The organism is Mameliella sp. MMSF_3455 (genome assembly GCF_030733205.1).
In the GTDB taxonomy this organism is placed as follows: Bacteria; Pseudomonadota; Alphaproteobacteria; order Rhodobacterales; family Rhodobacteraceae; genus Antarctobacter.
Genome location: NZ_JASHJL010000016.1, coordinates 102,766 through 119,549, shown reverse-complemented (window position 1 = coordinate 119,549; position 16,784 = coordinate 102,766). Strand labels below are relative to the sequence as shown.

Annotated in this window: 22 protein-coding genes and 1 tRNA gene; 4 read left to right on the top strand and 19 right to left on the bottom strand. The window is 62.9% G+C overall.

Features of this window, described 5'->3' with window-relative positions:
* On the bottom strand, window positions 1-432 hold a 432-nt coding region (locus tag RBB42_RS13915), incomplete at its 3' end, for an MmcB family DNA repair protein (protein ID WP_306043718.1).
* A 142-nt stretch (window positions 433-574) separates the two neighbouring features.
* On the opposite strand from RBB42_RS13915, the gene RBB42_RS13910 reads away from it, so the two are divergent.
* Both RBB42_RS13910 and RBB42_RS13905 read left to right on the top strand, forming a co-directional pair.
* Entirely contained in the window at window positions 575-1,903 is a 1,329-nt protein-coding gene (locus tag RBB42_RS13910; RefSeq protein WP_305972590.1) for a coiled-coil domain-containing protein, read from the top strand.
* Window positions 1,904-1,928: 25 nt separating this feature from the next.
* Window positions 1,929-2,675, top strand: a complete 747-nt coding sequence (locus RBB42_RS13905) for a COG3904 family protein (RefSeq protein WP_305972591.1) — start codon at window positions 1,929-1,931, stop codon at window positions 2,673-2,675.
* A gap of 277 nt (window positions 2,676-2,952) precedes the next feature.
* On the opposite strand, the gene RBB42_RS13900 is transcribed toward RBB42_RS13905, so the two are convergent.
* The 7 genes from RBB42_RS13900 to rlmB form a co-directional block, all read right to left on the bottom strand.
* The gene (locus tag RBB42_RS13900) at window positions 2,953-3,285 is read right to left on the bottom strand and encodes a hypothetical protein (protein ID WP_305972592.1); all 333 of its coding nucleotides are present in this window, start codon (window positions 3,283-3,285) and stop codon (window positions 2,953-2,955) included.
* Between the two features lie 80 nt (window positions 3,286-3,365).
* Window positions 3,366-3,716, bottom strand: coding sequence for a hypothetical protein (locus RBB42_RS13895; protein ID WP_305972593.1), 351 nt, complete (start codon window positions 3,714-3,716; stop codon window positions 3,366-3,368).
* A gap of 168 nt (window positions 3,717-3,884) precedes the next feature.
* Window positions 3,885-4,358 (bottom strand): transcription antitermination factor NusB, encoded by a 474-nt coding sequence (nusB, locus tag RBB42_RS13890; protein WP_305972594.1) that lies wholly within the window; start codon window positions 4,356-4,358, stop codon window positions 3,885-3,887.
* Window positions 4,355-4,906 (bottom strand): 6,7-dimethyl-8-ribityllumazine synthase, encoded by a 552-nt coding sequence (locus RBB42_RS13885; RefSeq protein ID WP_305972595.1) that lies wholly within the window; start codon window positions 4,904-4,906, stop codon window positions 4,355-4,357. Before RBB42_RS13885 ends, nusB begins: the two co-directional genes overlap by 4 nt.
* Complete coding sequence (gene ribB, locus RBB42_RS13880; RefSeq protein WP_305972596.1) at window positions 4,906-6,033, bottom strand: 3,4-dihydroxy-2-butanone-4-phosphate synthase; 1,128 nt, start codon at window positions 6,031-6,033, stop codon at window positions 4,906-4,908. Before ribB ends, RBB42_RS13885 begins: the two co-directional genes overlap by 1 nt.
* A 105-nt stretch (window positions 6,034-6,138) precedes the next feature.
* Window positions 6,139-6,462: a hypothetical protein gene (locus RBB42_RS13875; protein WP_305972597.1), complete on the bottom strand. Its 324-nt coding sequence runs from the start codon at window positions 6,460-6,462 to the stop codon at window positions 6,139-6,141.
* A gap of 9 nt (window positions 6,463-6,471) precedes the next feature.
* Window positions 6,472-7,248, bottom strand: a complete 777-nt coding sequence (rlmB, locus tag RBB42_RS13870; protein ID WP_305972601.1) for a 23S rRNA (guanosine(2251)-2'-O)-methyltransferase RlmB — start codon at window positions 7,246-7,248, stop codon at window positions 6,472-6,474.
* A 132-nt stretch (window positions 7,249-7,380) separates the two neighbouring features.
* On the opposite strand from rlmB, the gene RBB42_RS13865 reads away from it, so the two are divergent.
* Window positions 7,381-7,464 (top strand) — tRNA-Tyr (locus tag RBB42_RS13865).
* 372 nt (window positions 7,465-7,836) lie between these two features.
* Entirely contained in the window at window positions 7,837-9,420 is a 1,584-nt protein-coding gene (locus tag RBB42_RS13860) for a hypothetical protein (protein WP_305972599.1), read from the top strand.
* Between the two features lie 139 nt (window positions 9,421-9,559).
* Here RBB42_RS13860 and RBB42_RS13855 read toward each other — a convergent pair whose 3' ends face one another.
* The 11 genes from RBB42_RS13855 to RBB42_RS13805 all read right to left on the bottom strand — a co-directional run bounded on the left by RBB42_RS13855 (window position 9,560) and on the right by RBB42_RS13805 (window position 16,775).
* Window positions 9,560-9,961, bottom strand: a complete 402-nt coding sequence (locus tag RBB42_RS13855; RefSeq protein ID WP_305972600.1) for a thermonuclease family protein — start codon at window positions 9,959-9,961, stop codon at window positions 9,560-9,562.
* 722 nt (window positions 9,962-10,683) lie between these two features.
* The gene (locus RBB42_RS13850) at window positions 10,684-10,995 is read right to left on the bottom strand and encodes an STAS-like domain-containing protein (RefSeq protein WP_305972712.1); all 312 of its coding nucleotides are present in this window, start codon (window positions 10,993-10,995) and stop codon (window positions 10,684-10,686) included.
* Window positions 10,986-11,783, bottom strand: coding sequence for an ATP-binding protein (locus RBB42_RS13845; protein WP_305972711.1), 798 nt, complete (start codon window positions 11,781-11,783; stop codon window positions 10,986-10,988). Before RBB42_RS13845 ends, RBB42_RS13850 begins: the two co-directional genes overlap by 10 nt.
* Window positions 11,784-12,092: 309 nt before the next feature.
* Entirely contained in the window at window positions 12,093-12,401 is a 309-nt protein-coding gene (locus tag RBB42_RS13840) for a hypothetical protein (protein WP_306043716.1), read from the bottom strand.
* Entirely contained in the window at window positions 12,398-13,960 is a 1,563-nt protein-coding gene (locus RBB42_RS13835) for a hypothetical protein (protein ID WP_306043715.1), read from the bottom strand. The genes RBB42_RS13840 and RBB42_RS13835 overlap by 4 nt, the downstream gene beginning before the upstream one ends.
* A complete protein-coding gene (locus RBB42_RS13830) occupies window positions 13,960-14,274 on the bottom strand; it encodes a hypothetical protein (RefSeq protein WP_305972647.1) in 315 nt (104 codons plus the stop codon). The genes RBB42_RS13835 and RBB42_RS13830 overlap by 1 nt, the downstream gene beginning before the upstream one ends.
* The gene (locus RBB42_RS13825; protein ID WP_305972646.1) at window positions 14,274-14,735 is read right to left on the bottom strand and encodes a hypothetical protein; all 462 of its coding nucleotides are present in this window, start codon (window positions 14,733-14,735) and stop codon (window positions 14,274-14,276) included. Before RBB42_RS13825 ends, RBB42_RS13830 begins: the two co-directional genes overlap by 1 nt.
* A gap of 207 nt (window positions 14,736-14,942) precedes the next feature.
* Window positions 14,943-15,164: a hypothetical protein gene (locus tag RBB42_RS13820; RefSeq protein ID WP_305972645.1), complete on the bottom strand. Its 222-nt coding sequence runs from the start codon at window positions 15,162-15,164 to the stop codon at window positions 14,943-14,945.
* The gene (locus RBB42_RS13815; protein WP_305972644.1) at window positions 15,161-15,916 is read right to left on the bottom strand and encodes a hypothetical protein; all 756 of its coding nucleotides are present in this window, start codon (window positions 15,914-15,916) and stop codon (window positions 15,161-15,163) included. The genes RBB42_RS13820 and RBB42_RS13815 overlap by 4 nt, the downstream gene beginning before the upstream one ends.
* 116 nt (window positions 15,917-16,032) lie before the next feature.
* Complete coding sequence (locus tag RBB42_RS13810) at window positions 16,033-16,461, bottom strand: hypothetical protein (protein WP_305972643.1); 429 nt, start codon at window positions 16,459-16,461, stop codon at window positions 16,033-16,035.
* Complete coding sequence (locus RBB42_RS13805) at window positions 16,458-16,775, bottom strand: hypothetical protein (RefSeq protein WP_139132406.1); 318 nt, start codon at window positions 16,773-16,775, stop codon at window positions 16,458-16,460. The genes RBB42_RS13810 and RBB42_RS13805 overlap by 4 nt, the downstream gene beginning before the upstream one ends.
* Window positions 16,776-16,784 lie beyond the last annotated feature (9 nt).

Here is a 16,784-nt window from a genome sequence, read left to right as displayed (position 1 = left end):
GCCCAGGTGTTCCAGCCCCGCGCCGGGATCGCGCAACCCGTGCAGCCGCCGCGCCGCATGGACCGCGAACTTGCGGATCAGCTTGTTGCGCCGGGCCGCCGCCAGCTTGTCCTCGGGCCCCATGCGCAGGATCTCGGCATCGTAGGCATCGGCGATGATCAGCCCCGTCCCCTCGGGCAGCAGGTCGGTCGGGAACGCCTGGTCCACCGCCCAGAAATAGCGGTCACACCAGTCCAGGTACCCCTGCCACTTGCCGTCGCTCATGTAATCCCCGCGGCTCGACTTGCACTCGACCACCCACAGCTCACCCTTGGGGCCCAGCGCCATGACGTCCACCCGCAACCCCCGGTCGGGCACGAATTCCTCGATCACGGCAAAGCCATGCCCCGCCAGGTGGCGGCACACGCCCCGCGCCAAGAGCTGGCCGGGCATCAGGTCGGAGGTGACAGGCAAGTCCATGCCCAAATCATTGAACATTTCGTGAACAAATGCAACCCCAGCCCCCGGGCGCCTTCCCTCTGCCGGGGAATGATCTAGGCTCGCCCGAAACCGCAGCGATGACCCAAGGCCCCGCATGTCCCAGGACCAGACCGATACCCGCCTGACCCGCGCCGAAGCCCGTGGCGTGCGCGCCGCACGCGAACTCGAAGGCCACCTGACCTGGCTCGACACCTTTTCGGGCACGGCTCTTGGCGTGCTCTCGGTCGCCTCGGGGATCTACACCTATCTCGGCGTCTCCTCCCTGCTGGATGAAAACGGCGCCATGTCGGTCTTTGCCGCCATCGCCTATTCCACCGCCGTTTCCGTGGGCATCTTCGTCTTCTGGTCCTACATGCTGCGGCTCTTCCCTGCCGTCCGCTCCACCCGCGCGCGCACCGGGCTGATGGCCGCCATGGGGCTGGGCAGCCTTGCCATCGTCGCCATGTCCTCATGGCTGAACGCCGCCGCCCTGGCCGGCTCGGCCGCCGTCGAACAGCACCTTGCCGAAACCGTACAGGATTACCAGGCGGCGCTCGAACGCGCGCATGAGATCGCGTTGACCGGCCAGGCGCTGGAACGCGACGTCGCCCGTGTCCGCCAGTCCTTCGAGGACCTGTCCGATCTCGAGGCACAGGGCGCGCTCTCCGGGCTCGCCGGGCGCGGCGCCGTCTTCCGGGTCCTGCGCCAGAAAGCCGCCGAGCTCACCGCGCTCGAGGCGCAGATCGCCGAACAGACCCCGCTGGTGGACACCGCCTTTACCGAGGGCAACACCATCCTCAGCCGGATGCGCGCCCTGACCGTCGAACCCGGCAGCGTCGAGGCCCGCAGCGTCGAGTTCTCCGAGGCCGCCGTGCGCCTGCAGGGCCTCATCACCCAGCTGCGCCAGCTGTCGGTTGCCCCGCTGGTCGAACGCGCGGCACAGGATCTTGCCGCCTCGGTGGTGCTGCCGGAACTCGACGGCAGCACGGCACAGGGCCGCGCCGACCAGTCCGCCACCATCACCTCGGTGCTCGAGGTGCTGGCACAGCGGGCGGCGACGCTGGAACGCGCGGCGCAGAACGTCCAGTCGCTGCAACCGCCCACCGATGTCACCTACACGCCGCTCTCCGCCGCCGACGCGGTGATCCTGTACGCGCGCAACTTCGTGCCCTCCTGGGCCGGGGCCATCGCCATCGACCTGCTTCCGATGGTGCTGGTCTTCATCCTTGCCATCACCCATGCCGCCATCCGCCAGGGCCGCGAGGGCGCCGGGGTCGAGGACACGCTGACCTTGGCCGAACTGCGCGCCGCGGTCACCGCCCTGCGCGAGGTCGAGGCCGTCGCCGGCCCGCCGGCAACACCGCCCGCACAGGCCACCCAAACCGCGGCCACCCCGCGCCCCGAGGGCGAGGACGTCACACCACTCAAGGGAAAATCCGCGTGAGACAGGTCATGCAGGGACACCAGTCATGAACCGTTCCGTCGCCCGCACCCTGTCAGCCGTCCTCGTCTTTCAGGTGGGGATCGGCGTCCTCTTGGTCCTCGGTGACATGCGCCAGGGCCCAATCTCGCTGCCCGGCTTCCGCCCCGATGCCCCGCGCCTCTCGGACCCCGTGCGCCCGGGCGACCAGCGCAGGATCTTCGACCCCGGCCGCGACCGCCCCGCCGTGGCCCCCGAACGCGATCCGGGCGAACTGCCCGACCGGCTGACCCTGACCTTCGACCAGGGGACATGGCGGCTCGAAGGGGCCATCGCCGAGGGTGACGCGGAACGCCTGATCCCCCAGATCGACCGCGCCGACCCGCCGATCGAAACCCTTCTGCTACAATCCGAAGGCGGCTCGGTGCGCGACGCGCTCGATCTCGGGCGGCACCTGCGCGCCTCGGGCATCGCCACGCAGGTTCTGTCGGGGGAATTCTGCTATTCCGCCTGCCCCTACCTCTTTGCCGGCGGCCAGACCCGCAGCGCCGCCGCCTCCGCCTCCATCGGGGTGCACCAGCACTACTTCGGGGAAAACACCCTTCTGCCCGCCTTCACCGCGGTCGAGGACATCCAGCGCGGCCAGGCCGAGGTCATGGGCTATCTCGACGACATGGGTGTCGACACCCGCGTCATGCGCCACGCGCTCGCCACGCCGCCCGATGAAATCTACATCCTCCTGCCAGAGGAACTGGCACGCTACGGGCTTGTCACGGATACGCCCTCAGGCGGGTGACACAAAATCTTCGCAGGCCCTTGTCTCGGCCCCCCGCGCAACTTAGGTCTGCGCTTGGCGGGTTCTGCCCTTCTCGTGAGACGGGTACATTCCGGTGGCCTTAAGCAAATCCGAGGGAGCTGGCTCTGGCGGGATCGTGGTCTCGTTACCTGGCGCCCACCTGTATACACAGGTCCTCGGGAATGCGTTACCCACACGGTTGGCGTGGTTCCCGCCGCTTCCCCATCATGACCCAACCGGCAAGCAGGCTGGAGGGCGGGCCGCTGAGCCGTATGGCTCAGCCGGGGCGTCCGGAAGACGGCTTGCGCCCGAACCCGGGCCGCTGGCTCGTGACCTCGACGGGCACCGGGCGCCGCGGCCCGCGGGGCGGCGATGACGCAGAGGGCTTTCTCTCGCCCAGCCGCATGATCGAAATCGCGAATTGCGCCGCCGCAAAGACCGCCGCGAAATGCACCCAAAGCAGCAGCACGGCAAAGGGGCCGATGCCGGTATGGGTTGCAAGGTGCCACAGGTTGCCCACGTCCAGCGCCAACAGGCCCGCCACGAACACCGTGGCCAAACCCGCGCCGACAAGGCACTGCGTGATGAAAAGTCGGATGATCCGGGGCATGCGCGCCTCCTTTCCAGTGTGAAAAGGGTATGGCGCGCGGCGCATCCGGCAAGCCCCGGGTGCGATAAGTGGTCAGCAGCTCAGCGGTGCTGCAATCCGCCCAGTGTCCGCTTCTTAAGTGCCCGGTTCTGCGGGGCCTCTGCCCCCACCCGCACAGGCGCCGGCTCCTGCGGGCGGGCGTGCTGGCGCTTGCCGCCGGATGTGTCGTCTTCCTGCGCCATGCGCATGATCGAGATGGCAAACTGCACGCCCGCAAAGACGATGCCGTTGAACATGAACAGCATAAGCACCGCCACGATCCCCATGTCGCTGCCGGAAATCAGGTGCCAGAGGTTGGCCACGTTGAACCACAAAAGCGCGCCGACAAAAACGGCCGAAAGGCCAAAGCCGGCCAGGACCTGCAGGATATAAAGTCGGATGAGCTTGGGCATGGGGCAACTCCATCGCATTCCGGGTTCAGAATACAACTTGGGGTGCAGAAGGCAACCTTGCAAGGGTTAAGCCTTCGTGACCTCCTTGTACGTTTTGCCGATTTCCGCGTACGAAACGTACAAAACGTACAGGGGTCTTCGTTGGCCCCGCCGCCCGACAGGCCCGTCTCAGAACGCCTCGGGGCGTGCCTCGCGGGCCATGTGGTCCAGCACCGCGTTCACGAAACGCGCTTCCTTGCCGTCGGGAAAAAAGGCGCTCGCCACGTCCATGTATTCGACGATCGCCACCTTCGGCGGCGTGTCGAACTCCAGCAGCTCGGCCCCCGCCACGCGGAACAGCGCCCGCAACGTGGGGTCGATCCGCGCAATCGGCCATTTCGCCACCAGGGCCCGGTCGGTCATCTGGTCGATCTTCACCTGCCAGTTGACCGCCTGTTCCAGCAGCCGGGCAAAGAAGTCGATGTCGCCGTCGATCATCTCTTCGCCGTCGATCTGTTCCGCGCCGAACCGGAATTCCAGAAACTCGCGCCGCACCTTGTCGACCCCGGCATCCGATTGTTCCATCTGGAACAGGGCCTGAACCGCGTAGAGCCGCGAGGCGCTGCGCATCTTGCGTTTCTGGTTGCCCGAAAGCTTGGTCATGCGATGTCGGGGTCCTTGCTGGTGCCTGCGATCTGGATTTCCTCGCCGAAGGGGACGAATCCCACCCCCTTGCGCGAGCCGCCCCACTTACGTTCCAGCGCCAAGAGATGCAAGGCCGCAGCCGCCGCACCGCCCCCCTTGTTCTGGCCCTTGGCCTCGGCCCGCACGCGGGCCTGTTCGTAGTTTTCCACCGTCAGGATACCATTGCCGATGCAAAGCCCCTGCAGGCCCAGCAAGGTCAGCGCGCGCGAGCTGTCGTTGCACACGGTCTCGTAATGGGTGGTCTCCCCCCGGATCACGCAGCCCAGCGCCACATAGGCATCATAATTCGACAGCCGTCCGGCGATACCGATGGCGGTCGGCACTTCCAGCGCGCCGGGCACCTCGATGGTCTCGTGCCAGCCGCCCGCCGCCTCGATCTCGGCCTCGGCCCCGGCGACCAGTTGATCGGCGATGTCCTTGTAGTAGGGCGCCACGACGATCAGCACCTTGACCGGCTTGTCGAATGTCGGCCGGTCAAGCGTGTGGTGGGTTTCATTCGATGCCATCAACCCAGCTCCGAAATCTTGCGAGTGCCCGTGATTTCAAGGCCGTAAGCCTCTAGCCCGACAACCTTGGGGGTCGGCGAATTGGTCAGCAGCGTCAACTTGGACAGGCCAAGCGAGGACAGGATCTGCGCCCCCAGCCCGTATTGTCGCAGCGTCTTGGGAGAGACCTCGTCGCTGACGTCCAGGTGCTGCGAGGTATCGCGAAGCAGGACGACAACACCGCGTCCCTCGCGCGCGACTTCCTCCATCGCGTGCTGGAACTCATGCGCCCGGCCCTTCGGCCCGGTGCCGATCACATCCAGCATCGGATCCATCGCATGCATCCGCACCAGTACCGGATCGGGGGTCGAGATGTCGCCCTTCACCAGCACGATATGCTCGTCGCCGTGGGTTTCGTCGGTATAGACCCGCATCAGCCATTCACCGCCGAATTCGGAGGTGATCGGCGTCTCGGTGCGGACCTTGACCAGGTTGTCATTGCGACGGCGGTAGGCAATCAGGTCGCTGATGGTGCCGATCTTCAACCCGTGGCGCTGCGCAAAGGCGACCAGCTCGGGCAGGCGCGCCATCGTGCCGTCCTCGTTCATGATCTCGCAGATCACGCCCGCCGGGTTCAGCCCGGCAAGCCGGGAGATGTCGACTGCCGCCTCGGTGTGACCCGCCCGGACCAGCACCCCGCCCTTGCGGGCACGCAGCGGAAAGACATGGCCCGGCGTGGCGATATCTGCCGCCCCTTTCGAGGCATCGACCGCCACGGCGATGGTCCGCGCGCGGTCGGCGGCGGAAATGCCCGTCGTGACCCCTTCGCGCGCCTCGATCGACGTGGTGAACGCGGTTTCGTGCCGGGACGAATTGTTCGTCGACATCAGCGACAGGCCCAGTTCCTCGATCCGGTCCGAGGTCATGGACAGGCAGATCAGCCCGCGGCCATAGAGCGCCATGAAGTTGATCGCATCCGGCGTTGCCCATTGCGCGGGAATCACCAGGTCCCCCTCGTTCTCGCGGTCTTCATGGTCGACCAGGACGAACATGCGCCCGTTGCGGGCGTCGTCGATGATCTCCTCGATCGAGGAAATTGCGTTTGACCAGTCCTGTTCCACCGGTCCGGGATTCTCGAAATCGGGCATAGGGCCTCCCTCCTGCCAGTCTCAGGCGGGATACTTGAGAGCCGGGTCAAATGCCAGAGGCAAGCGGCACGCTCCGGCATTCCGTACGGTCCCGCCACGCCGCCCTTAGTCGAAGATGTCCTCGATCAGGTCAAAGGCCTCGCTCAACAGCTTGTAAGCCGGGCTCTTGCGTCGCTTTTTCTTCGTCTTCTTCAGGGGCGGTTCCCAGGTTTCCCGGCGCGCGGCATGGACTTCGGGCGCGCGCTTGCGCTTGCCCTTGCGGGGCGGCCGATGCGCCTCGGGATCGACGGCATCGACGCGCAGCGATTTCAGGTTGTGGAGCGGCGCCCCGCAGCCGGAACAGGCAAGTTCGTGCCGCTGCTCCCCTTCCAGGCGCAGCGCGGCGCGGGTGCCGCAGTAACAACAGGTTGCGATCTTCGTGGTGGGCATCCAGCGCAGTTAGGCACGCGCCGCGTAAAGCGCAACCGCCGCCGCGTTCGACACGTTGAGAGAGCCGAAGTCGCGCGCGAAGTTGATCCGCACCAGCGCGTCGACCGTCTCCTTGGTCTTGGGCCGCAGCCCCGGCCCCTCTGCCCCCAGCACCAGCGCGACAGGCACATCCCGGCGGCCCTCCAACGCTTCCTCGATGGTCTGTTCCGCTTCACCATCCAGGCCCAGCACCAGGTATCCCATCTTCTGCAAGGCGACGATGGTGTCCGCCAGGTTGCGCTCGCGCAGGTAGGGCTGGCGTTCCAGCGCGCCGCTTGCGGTCTTGGCCAGGGCCCCGGTTTCCGGCGCCGCATGGTGACGGGTGCCGATGACCGCCTGCGCCCCGAACACCTCGGCCGAGCGTAGAATCGCCCCGACGTTATGCGGGTCGGTCACGCGGTCCAGCAGAACCAGCCGCAAGGCCCCCTCGCCCGAAAGCGCCACGTCTTCCAGCCGCCCCCAGTCCAGCGGCTTGACCTCAAGCGCCGCGCCCTGGTGAACGGAGCCGGGATCCAGCGGCGCGCCGAACATGCGCGGATCGTGGATTTCGGGCGTCATGCCAGAGGCGTCCACCGCATCGGTCAACTTTTCGGCGGCATTGGGCGTCAGGATCAGCCGCAGCTTGTCCCTGCGGGGGTTCACCAGTGCATCACGCACCGCATGCAGCCCGAAGAGCCAAACGGTTTCCGCCGCCGAAGCACGTTTCGCCTGCTCCTTCTCGATCACCCATTTCGGTTTCTTCGCCATCGCCTGTGCCCCCGTGTCCTGAGGTGACAGGCTTTGCATCCAAGAAGGGCCTTTGCCAAGGGAATTTCCTGTTGACGGGGATTTTGGGCGGATGTAATCAGCCCCCCACGCCGGCAGCGACCGGCGCTCGGTGGGCGACAGGCCGCAAGGTGTGGCAGGGGACTGTAACTCCCTCGCGGAGACGCACGCTTGGTTCGATTCCAAGGTCGCCCACCAAAATCCAAAATTATCAAATGATTTCAATAGGCATGTGTCCCGCATACGGCCTGTTTTGCGTCAATGAAAATCAATGGCTTACAGGACAAGTGTCCCGCAGATGGCGGGCTTGTTTCACTCCGTCCGCGTCCACCACTGCGCATCGGCGGCTGGAGCTTAGAACCGACGCATGTCAGAGGCGCCAACATGGCGACAACGACGACACTGGCAGCGGCGCAGGATCTGGTCACGCAGAAGGCCGTGGCTCTCGCCAAAGACCAGTAAGTCACTTGTCGTAAAGATCGTTTCAGCCCACTATCGACAAAGCATGATGCAGGCTTCTTTCTCAAAGACATCACGCGATTAGAATTGAAAGGCAAAGAGAGTCTTAGCATGACAGGAATGCCGTCTGTGCGTTTGGGCCGACTCGGCGAAAAAATCTTCAGCGAGAGGTGCACCAGACAAGGAGCGACTTGCAATCCCTCAACCGAAGATGAGCACGGTTGGGACTACATCGTCGAATTTGATCCTGGCCATCAATCCAATCTTCCTGCTGACTTGCACAAAGGGATTTTTCGGTCATTGGTGCAAATAAAGACAACGCGAAACAGAAAACGAGTTGCGAAGATTAAGCTTTCCAACGCGCTCAAAGCAATACAAACTGATCTCCCCTGTTTCTTAGTGCTCCTGAAGTTCGATGCAGATGAATGCACCGGGATCTACGTGCGTCATTTTTGGACTTGTGAAATTGAACGCGTTCTCAAACGCGCACGTGAAGCACACCGCGATGATAACAATGACCTCCACAAAATAGAACTTCAATTCTCATTTAACGAACTGGACGACGTTCAAGAATGTATAATTGATAACATTTACTCCCACACGCTCAAACATGGCTCGCAATACGGGCAGAAAAAGAAATCAATTCGAGAAACAATTGGATACCCAGAAGCTAGGGCTATAGGTGATTTTGTTTTCGACGGCAAGGTAACTGCAAAAGACATAGTCGAAGGCCAACTCAACGATGACGCACAACTCCCGCTCTCTCATTTTGACATACGCGACATGCGCTTCGACATCCCCGCTTCTATCGTTCCGCAACCTACATCTGGGTCTAAAATTTCTATAACACCTACACCACGGGAGAGTGTGCTGCGAATAGTGAAGGGAACACAAAGCTTTGAGATCGATGCGAAAGTATACATACCAGGAATTGTTGGACCAGAACATGATGACTTCAGGGTGCGAGTTAAGTCCGCCCTCCTGGATATGAAATTGCCACCGCTCGGTGGCGGGACTTATAGAGCGGAAATGAACTTGGATTTGCAAACGGTTTGGGATTACTATGTAGTCGCCGAGCTGGCTGAATGTGACGAAGACGATAAAGTAAGATTCGAAGTATGCTTGGAGTCAGGGAACATCTTTCAAGGCAATTTCATCAACATCAATTTTCGCCATGAACTTGGAGCAGGCGAGTGGAGCGAAAAAATTTCTAAGGGCGGACGCCTCGCAGTTCTTCTGGCGGGACGACAAGTGCTCGTCGACCTCTCACCGGATCACGATCGAATTTGGCGACAATTTTCTCGGCTAGCTAAGCTGGAGCCTATCTTTAGTGAGATTCCCAAAAAATTATCCTTCGAGATGGATTCCCCTTTGCAAAATGATTGCCAAGAAGTCCTAGCTTTTTTTGTTTTTGAGTTAGGTGACTTTTGCCACAGTGTAAACTTGTCTTTTCCAGTTCGCCATCAAAATATTGAAGGTGAACAGTGCGAGATCGTCATTGATCAAGCTGAGATTCATAACTCGAAGCGTTTCAAGACTGAGCACACGAACATGCAGCGCATTGCACGCCAAGAATTTGAAAAACAGGTCGAAGGTCGTAGACGGGTAAGCATTGTGCTAGGGAACGGAGATTTGATAGATTGGTTTTCAAGCGATCAAGACAGAAACTTCGTTACCGTTCACGGGTTAGACTGAAGTCTTCTTTTCGGCGCCAAAACCAAAGCGCCAAAGACAGCTTTCGGAAGAAACGACATCCGGATCGCAAGCGCCGCGAACGACAGCTCACCACCCATGCCGTTTAAGAAATTGTGTTGCGTAACTGTTATCCGGTCGATCAGCGCGACGTGCAATAGCCCGGCACCTCACCCGCGAACGGCCCCACCTGGCGCTGCACCTCGATATACCCTCCCTGCGGATCGAACCGCGCGCAGCGCCCACAGACCCCCTGCCCGATCAGGACCGCACCAATGTCGCGGCCATCGTCCAGAACACAGCGCCCAACTTCTCGATCGTATGTCCGGTCACCGTTCAGTCTGCAGGTAAGGTCCTGCCCCTCGATCAGGTCACGCATGGCAGCGGTCGCGAGTTTCCCGAGGTCAGAGCCGCGTTCCTCGCAGTTCAGACCGTTGAGGCGGATCGGGATGCCCGAGACCTCGATCGTGTCGCCGTCGCGGATTTGAGTGACGCGGCCCGAGACCAGGCTGGGATCTGCGCGCTGATCGGTGGCACGATCCAAGGCCCACCCACCGGCGCACAAGATCAAGAGGGCCGGAAGGATCCCCCTTTGAAGGCTCCGCCGCCTTCTTTGACCGATTCGAATCATCTCACCCCCTAAGACAATACGCAGACGACACCTGCATCCCGGTCCCGGGTTTCGATTTCTACGACGAACGGCAGGCACCGCGGTGGCGAGATAAACCGAAAACTGGAAACAAATCGAGAATCTGAGGAACACACCTGACGTAACTCGATGTGCCCGTGTCACCCACAGCGTGTCAGCACCGGGGGCCGGGATCGTATAATCGATGCATGTCCGGGGCGCCAACATGGCGGCAGCGACGACACTAGCAACGGCGAAGGATCTAATCTCGTAGCAGGCTGTGGCTCTCGCGCGGGACTGGGATGGTATTCTCGACCCCGCAGGCCGCGAATCAGAACAAGAGGCGAATCATGGTTGGCAGTACCCCGGCACCTTACCTTGGAACGGCCCGGCCCGGCCTGGCGCTGCGTCACGAAATAGCCACCTTCCGGATCAAACCGAGCGCACGTAGCACCGACACCCTGCGTGATCAGCACAACGTTTAGGTCGCAGCCGCTGGTCTAGCCAACTACAACTCGTTACTTTGCAGATAACGGCCCCAGTAGCCAGACCGGGGCCGCCATGAAACGCCATCTGAGTTCCTAGTAGTTTAGGTGCGATGCTGAAAGATGTTCACAGCCATACAGTACAGCGGCTTTCTAGGAGATAGCAGACGCTTCGTAAGAACTTCGCAACCTTTGCTCAGAGCGGAATCGGTCGTTGATCATCGTACCGATCTGCCTGTTCGCGCGCGTGACCTGGATCCGCGCCTTGATGGTACGGACGTCGTATTGTGGCATCAACGAAATCAGCGCCGAGTTGACAAACGAAGAAGTCACGTTTGTGACCCCAGAGAAATCCAGCGTTACTTTTTCGTTCTTGGACAGATGTTTGATGATCTCCAGACGAACCACATCGCCCTGTTCGTTCGTGTCGCATGACCGAACGACCGAAGAAATGATCAAAACCATTCAAACTCCTCCTCGTCATCTGCATGCGGGATGCGATCAGTGTACAGAACCAGATCGATCGTTGTGCCAATGCAGAAACCACAACTTTCGTACTCTACACTATAGATCTTACCTTCATGGTTGACAAACTCTACGTAACCGGCATGTGATCGAATGGTTACCGTACCGCAAAACCGTTGCACAACATTTAACAAGAGCAGGTGAAGTCCAGCCCCACGATTTGTGGGCAGGCTCTTTGTCGAAAAACCATCTTCAGCAGCTTTCAGAATCGCGCCATTATCTGAAAGATTCGGCACAACACGCTCCACATTTTGGGGGATGCCTATGCCGAAATCTCCAATGCTGACGATTATTTTATTGATATTGGGGTACCACTGACCGAACACGCAACCCTCGTCGTGAACCGTATGATCACTGATATTATTGAAGAGTTCTTGGAGACAAGTTTTCACCTCTGCCAAACTCGCCTTTGACAGTCCTGATTTTTCACTCAGCCACGGAATGAACTCAAACTCCAACCATCCATAACTGTCAGTTTTGGCAACTTTTCGCACCGGTACCGTTGTTGATCGGCAATAGCTGCTTGGATCAAGTTTGCTCCCCAAGTGCTGCTCGAAAAACATGGAGTCATCTAAATACTTTATGGCCGCGCGATTAACATTCAGGCCATCAAATGCAACCTTCGCACCCGCATTGGCAAACCAGTATGTAAAATTGCTAAGGAAAGCCACACTGGGTGGCGTTATGAAACTCACATCCGAAAAATCAATTACTACTTCAGCAGGCATGCTAGGGTTTTCTTTAAGAAACGCCCCGAACGAAACGAATAGGTTATTTTTTTCAAGATTGCGGGGCAGAACAAGAGTCGACAAAACTTACCCGTTAGTGCGATGAGGTTGCTATCAGTGATGAAGCAGTTACTGGAGCCAACGTCCAGTATCAATCCTCCTTCAATCTTGCCCGGCGGTGCGCAATTTCCCCCCAATAGCTCGCGCGCCAACCGGACATCGATCGCATCCGCGCGCGATACCCCGCGGCGAGGACCTGACGGGTTTGCCGGACGGCCCTCGCAGGCCAAGCGTCCCTCGTTTCGCCCATCAGGCCGGGAAGTACGACCGCTTGACCGACACCGTTTCATCCAGAACCGTCTGGGTGACGTCTGCAATCGTCACCCGCACCTGGATGCGCCATACGGTCGATGACAGCGCCCCTTCGTCAAACTGCACCGTCACCGCACCCGCAGCCGCATCAGTGACCGTGACGGTCGGCTCGACGGTTGTTCCGCTGTACATGCTGGCAATCGCCTCGACGGTGGCGCCGGTCAGGTCGATAGCGTCCCCCGCCTCATCCGCGACGGTCACCGCCAGGACAAGGTCGTCATTTTCCCAGATGGCCGCTATCGTCATGCCTCGCCTCTCCATGTTCCTGTTGCGCTGCGCGTGCGCCACGCTCCGGTGGCCGTGCGCGTGTGAAATGTCGCCGTGACGGCCCGCGTGCGCCAGATCGCGGTGATGGCCTGTCCGGCATTGGATACAGCCGCCAGGGTCACGACAGGTGCCAGCCCGATGGCCGACGATGCGCCCGAGTCCGGCAGGATGATGGCGCCAGCCGACGCGATGGGGGCGAGGCCGGACGCAATCGACGCGCCGACGCCCGGCTGCGCTTCGGCCCCTTGTCCTGCGATGACGTTGGGTGCGAGGCCCGTGGCGCTGGCCGTGCCGGCCGGGACGGTGATGACCGCGCCCTGACCGGTGCTGACGCTTGGCACCAGGCCAATCCCTGAAGCGGCCCCCGCCCCGGGCTCCGCTACTGATCCAGCAGAGACCGAGGGCGCAAGCCCGGTTCCCGATGACACGCCCGTCCCCGGCTCTGCGCTGGCGCTGCCCCCGACCGAGACCGTCGGCGCGCGCCCTGCGGCGGCGCTGGATCCGCTAGGCGGCTCCGCGACTGCGCCTGCCGATGCGGTAGGTGCCTGGCCCATAGCGCTGGCCAGACCAGCACCGAGCTGGGCAGTTGACCCGGCGGATACAGTCGGCCCCTGGCCGAGTGCCGTCGATGCACCCGCGTCCGGCGCGCCCGACGATCCTGCAGCGACCGCAGGCGCAAGTCCGATCGCCGATGCCGCACCTGCACCGGGTTCAGCCGTGGCGCCGGTGGCCGTCTCTACTGTCGGGGCAAGCCCTGCCGCCGAGGCTGACCCGGCGCCGGGTGCTGCCGTCGACCCCGCTGATGGTGTCGGCGCCTGACCTGTGGCGGAGCTGGACCCCGCGCCCGGTGTCGCCGTGGCGCCCCCGCCGCCGCCTGCCGCCGGCTTGATCGCGACGGCGCAGAGATCCGCGTATGTCGAGTTTTCGTCCAGCGTCCAAAGCCATGTGCCGGTCGCCCCGGCCGTGGCCTGCGTCATGTAGGCGGTGGCCTGCGCGGCGCGCGTGGTGGCAGTGTGTGAATTGAACGTGTTGTCGATCAGCGTCATCGGGGAGCCGACCGTGACCGACCGCTGGCCGATGAAACTGACCCAACCGCCGACGACAAGACAGTCGTCAACGGTCGTCGTCAGGCCATCGTCCTCGAATGTGGTGGCCTGCCCGCCCTCGAACCGCAATGCGTCAAAGCTGATCTTGTTCTGGACATCGATCGGGCTGGTCGTGTCCGCGCCCCGGATCAGGATACACTGTGCCGTGCCGCGCGAGGATGCGTCGAAGGAAAAGACGTAGGGGCCCGCGCCGGCATCATCATACGGGCACACAAACATGTCCCAGCACAGCGACGGGTCGTTCGCGGCGTTGTCGACTGCGGTCCAATCGACGGACGGCGCCGTGACAGGCTGGCCGGTCGTCGTGCCGGGGGCGATAAGCACAAGCAGCAGGTCGCCGCTTGTCGCGCCGGATGGCTCTGGCAGCGACAGGCTGGCCGTGTTGCTGTTGGACTCGACCTCTGACGAGGCTTCAAAGGTAGGTGCTGCCATCAGGTCACCCGAATGCTGTAGGTCGCACCGATCCCGCGATGGGACGAGGCGATGCGCAGCCCGAGCGGCTCAAGCCGCTTATTCGCGCGGAAGATCAGGACGGAGGCCACGCGAGGGGCCGTCAGGGGCCCGCCGCCGGGCGTGTTGCCCCATACCGCCTGCACCAATGCATCCATGCCGATGCCGGGCCGATTTTGCACCACCTCGAAAATCCGCCACTCGGTCGGAGACAGAATGTCCTCCACCGCGTCCACACGGTCAGCCTCGAAAGGCTGGCCGCAGGAAGGACACAGGAGGTGCACCGCTTGGTGCATCAGGCCGCCGTGCCAGCCGTCGCCACATAGAGGCCGGAGGCGTTGATCGTGACGGTCAATGGGCCGTTGGTCGTCGACAGGCTGCCGCCATCCTCCAGCTCACAAAACCACATCGGAATGTCGGTCCCGGCCAGCGCCCCGTTGGCATCTGCATCACGAACGATCACCGCGTAAGCGACGTTTGTCAGGGTTGAGCCGGTCCACGACTGATCGTCACAGTCAACCGTCACTGCAAGGCCGGAGCGGGAAATGGTCAGCGTCACAGCCTTACCGTTGGCTGTGTAGCCGGTGCCGCTGATTTCATGTGCCGAGATGTCGGACCACGCATCATCGGCACTCTGGTTCGGGGTGTAGCCGGTGCCGACCAGGACCATCCGGAAGCTGTCATTCGACAGGTCAACCGTGCCGTCCCAGATGGCCTCGTATGCGGCGCCGTACATGGCGAAGGGGTTTGCAGCCATCAGTCTACTCCTTTGGTGCAGGTTGGTTTCGTTCGCATTTCAGACGCCGATGCGGCGCAGCTGAGAACGGCCCGCCGCGCCGCACTCGCCGGCGTGTGTTCGGCACAGCGCGCGCGGGTCCACACACCGGCCGCACAGCCGCGGGCGACGGTTTCGTCGATGCGCTCCTGGTCCTCGATCGTCAGGCCCTGCGCGCCGGGCAGCGCATCACCGAGGGCGGCTGTCAGGCCAGGCACATTCTCCGGCTGCGAAATCCCACAAGCCCCCAGCAGCAACACAGTCGCGGCGGCCCAACTCCGCCCAGATCGCGGCTTTCGTGGCATCGTCATTCTCCTGTTGGATGTCCCGGGCGTGATCGCGCCGCCCCAGCGCGTAAATCCCGGCGGCGAGGCTGGCGACCAGTGCCAGCGCGATGGCAAAGCGGGTCACTTCCGCACCGCCTTCCAGACGCGCGCCAGGACCAGCAGGCCAACCGCCGCCGCCAGGAACAGGCCCAGCCCCCAGGCCGCATCCAGCGCCCAGGGCGGCGCGTCGCGCAGCAGGTAGCCTGCCGTGCCACCTGCCCCGAGGCCCGGCGCCGCCTTGGCGCCCTCGGCCAGCGCCTTGTCGATCCGCGCGGTCACCGGGTCCTTCGGGTCCGGCTGCGGCGCGGCGCGGATCTGGCGCAGGGCGGCCATGACCTCGTCGATGCCGGCGTGCGCCTTGTTGAGCCCGTCGCCCGCGTAATAGCTCTGCCCTGCGCGCACGGTGCGCCCGAGCCGCTGGATGTCATGCGGCACCGGCAGACTGGCCCACTCTTTCGCCAGGGACAGCGCAAAGGCCGCGTCCGAGATCCGACCGGCCAGGAAATCGTCCAGGCCCCGGCGCCGCAGCAACCCCAGCGCCAGGCGGTCCTGCGTGGCCTGATCATAGCGCGCGGTCAGGGGCACGCCCGCCTCGCGGTAGAGGCCGCGCAGCGTGTCCTCCAGGATCTGGTAGGCGCCCGCCGCCTCGCTCTGGTACAGGCGGTCGATGCTGTCCTGCCAGTCCAGCACCTGCCCCACGGTCATCTCGACCAGCGGGCGCGGCGGGTGGTCCCGCGATTTGATCCCGCCCCAGACGGCGCCGTAGTCGTCGGCGCTTTCGTGCAGGCGCAGGACCGCCAGCAGCGGCTCCACCGCCGCGATGGTCTTGTCGGTCATGCCGAGTCCTTTCCATTTTCGGATGTGTCGTCGCGCAGCAGCGCGCGCGGCAGCAGGGGCCCCCGGCGCCAAAGGCCCCAGAGGTGAAGCGCGAGCGCCCGGATCATTCCTGTGCTTCAGTCGCCCGAGCAGAACGGCCCGAAGAGCCGCCGCCGGCCACGCATGTCGTCCATGACGTAATCGACGCAGAGCCGGTGGGGCCGCACCGGCTGCGGGCATCCCTCCGTGAACCGGGCAAAGGGCATGCGGATCGTGCCCGAGGTTTCGGGCCGGTATGTCCATTTGCCATCGCCGTCGCAGATCGTCCGCCACCCGCCCGGGGTCTCGACCTGCACGCTCACGGTCCACTCGCCGCGCAGGACGCGCTTGATCTCTCGTGTGTAGTCGACCTGGTCACCGATCAGCTGCAGGGACACGTCGATCCACGGGCGCTGAGATGGCCTGTCGTCCCAGGCGTCCAGCAGGGGCTGCAACAGCAGCAGGACCAGCCAGCCGACCACCAGGAGAACACCGAGGGTTTTGTTCGACACGTCGCGCGTGGTCATTTGCCCCTCCCCAGGATGACCGCCACCCATTCGGCGATCTGCCCGCCGGTCAGCCCCACCAGGTTCTTGGCGATCGCGTAACCGGTCATGGCCAGAAGGCCGGCCACCGCGTTGCCGTAGACCTCCGGGTCGCGCCCCAGCAGATCCAGCAGGGGCCCCGGGAACATCGTCGCGCAGAACAACCCCGAGGCCACCCGCGCCGCCGCCATCCGGATGGTGTGTTCCTCGCTGGTGAGGATGGACACGACGATGCCGCCCAGCACGGCCGCCACCATCCACACGTTGTCGATCAGCCAGTCAGCCAGATGTCTCACGCGCCCGGC

Excerpts from the sequence above, each read along its gene's own strand:
- RBB42_RS13905 (WP_305972591.1), top strand. The coding sequence starts at position 1,929 with ATGAACCGTTCCGTCGCCCGCACCCTGTCAGCCGTCCTCGTCTTTCAG.
- nusB (WP_305972594.1), bottom strand. The coding sequence starts at position 4,358 with ATGACCAAGCTTTCGGGCAACCAGAAACGCAAGATGCGCAGCGCCTCG.
- RBB42_RS13895 (WP_305972593.1), bottom strand. The coding sequence starts at position 3,716 with ATGCCCAAGCTCATCCGACTTTATATCCTGCAGGTCCTGGCCGGCTTT.
- RBB42_RS13900 (WP_305972592.1), bottom strand. The coding sequence starts at position 3,285 with ATGCCCCGGATCATCCGACTTTTCATCACGCAGTGCCTTGTCGGCGCG.
- RBB42_RS13830 (WP_305972647.1), bottom strand. The coding sequence starts at position 14,274 with ATGCACCAAGCGGTGCACCTCCTGTGTCCTTCCTGCGGCCAGCCTTTC.
- RBB42_RS13910 (WP_305972590.1), top strand. The coding sequence starts at position 575 with ATGTCCCAGGACCAGACCGATACCCGCCTGACCCGCGCCGAAGCCCGT.
- rlmB (WP_305972601.1), bottom strand. The coding sequence starts at position 7,248 with ATGGCGAAGAAACCGAAATGGGTGATCGAGAAGGAGCAGGCGAAACGT.
- RBB42_RS13835 (WP_306043715.1), bottom strand. The coding sequence starts at position 13,960 with ATGGCAGCACCTACCTTTGAAGCCTCGTCAGAGGTCGAGTCCAACAGC.
- RBB42_RS13860 (WP_305972599.1), top strand. The coding sequence starts at position 7,837 with ATGACAGGAATGCCGTCTGTGCGTTTGGGCCGACTCGGCGAAAAAATC.
- RBB42_RS13850 (WP_305972712.1), bottom strand. The coding sequence starts at position 10,995 with ATGGTTTTGATCATTTCTTCGGTCGTTCGGTCATGCGACACGAACGAA.
- RBB42_RS13815 (WP_305972644.1), bottom strand. The coding sequence starts at position 15,916 with ATGACCGACAAGACCATCGCGGCGGTGGAGCCGCTGCTGGCGGTCCTG.
- RBB42_RS13810 (WP_305972643.1), bottom strand. The coding sequence starts at position 16,461 with ATGACCACGCGCGACGTGTCGAACAAAACCCTCGGTGTTCTCCTGGTG.
- RBB42_RS13885 (WP_305972595.1), bottom strand. The coding sequence starts at position 4,906 with ATGGCATCGAATGAAACCCACCACACGCTTGACCGGCCGACATTCGAC.
- RBB42_RS13840 (WP_306043716.1), bottom strand. The coding sequence starts at position 12,401 with ATGACGATAGCGGCCATCTGGGAAAATGACGACCTTGTCCTGGCGGTG.
- RBB42_RS13845 (WP_305972711.1), bottom strand. The coding sequence starts at position 11,783 with ATGCCTGCTGAAGTAGTAATTGATTTTTCGGATGTGAGTTTCATAACG.
- ribB (WP_305972596.1), bottom strand. The coding sequence starts at position 6,033 with ATGCCCGATTTCGAGAATCCCGGACCGGTGGAACAGGACTGGTCAAAC.
- RBB42_RS13875 (WP_305972597.1), bottom strand. The coding sequence starts at position 6,462 with ATGCCCACCACGAAGATCGCAACCTGTTGTTACTGCGGCACCCGCGCC.
- RBB42_RS13825 (WP_305972646.1), bottom strand. The coding sequence starts at position 14,735 with ATGGCTGCAAACCCCTTCGCCATGTACGGCGCCGCATACGAGGCCATC.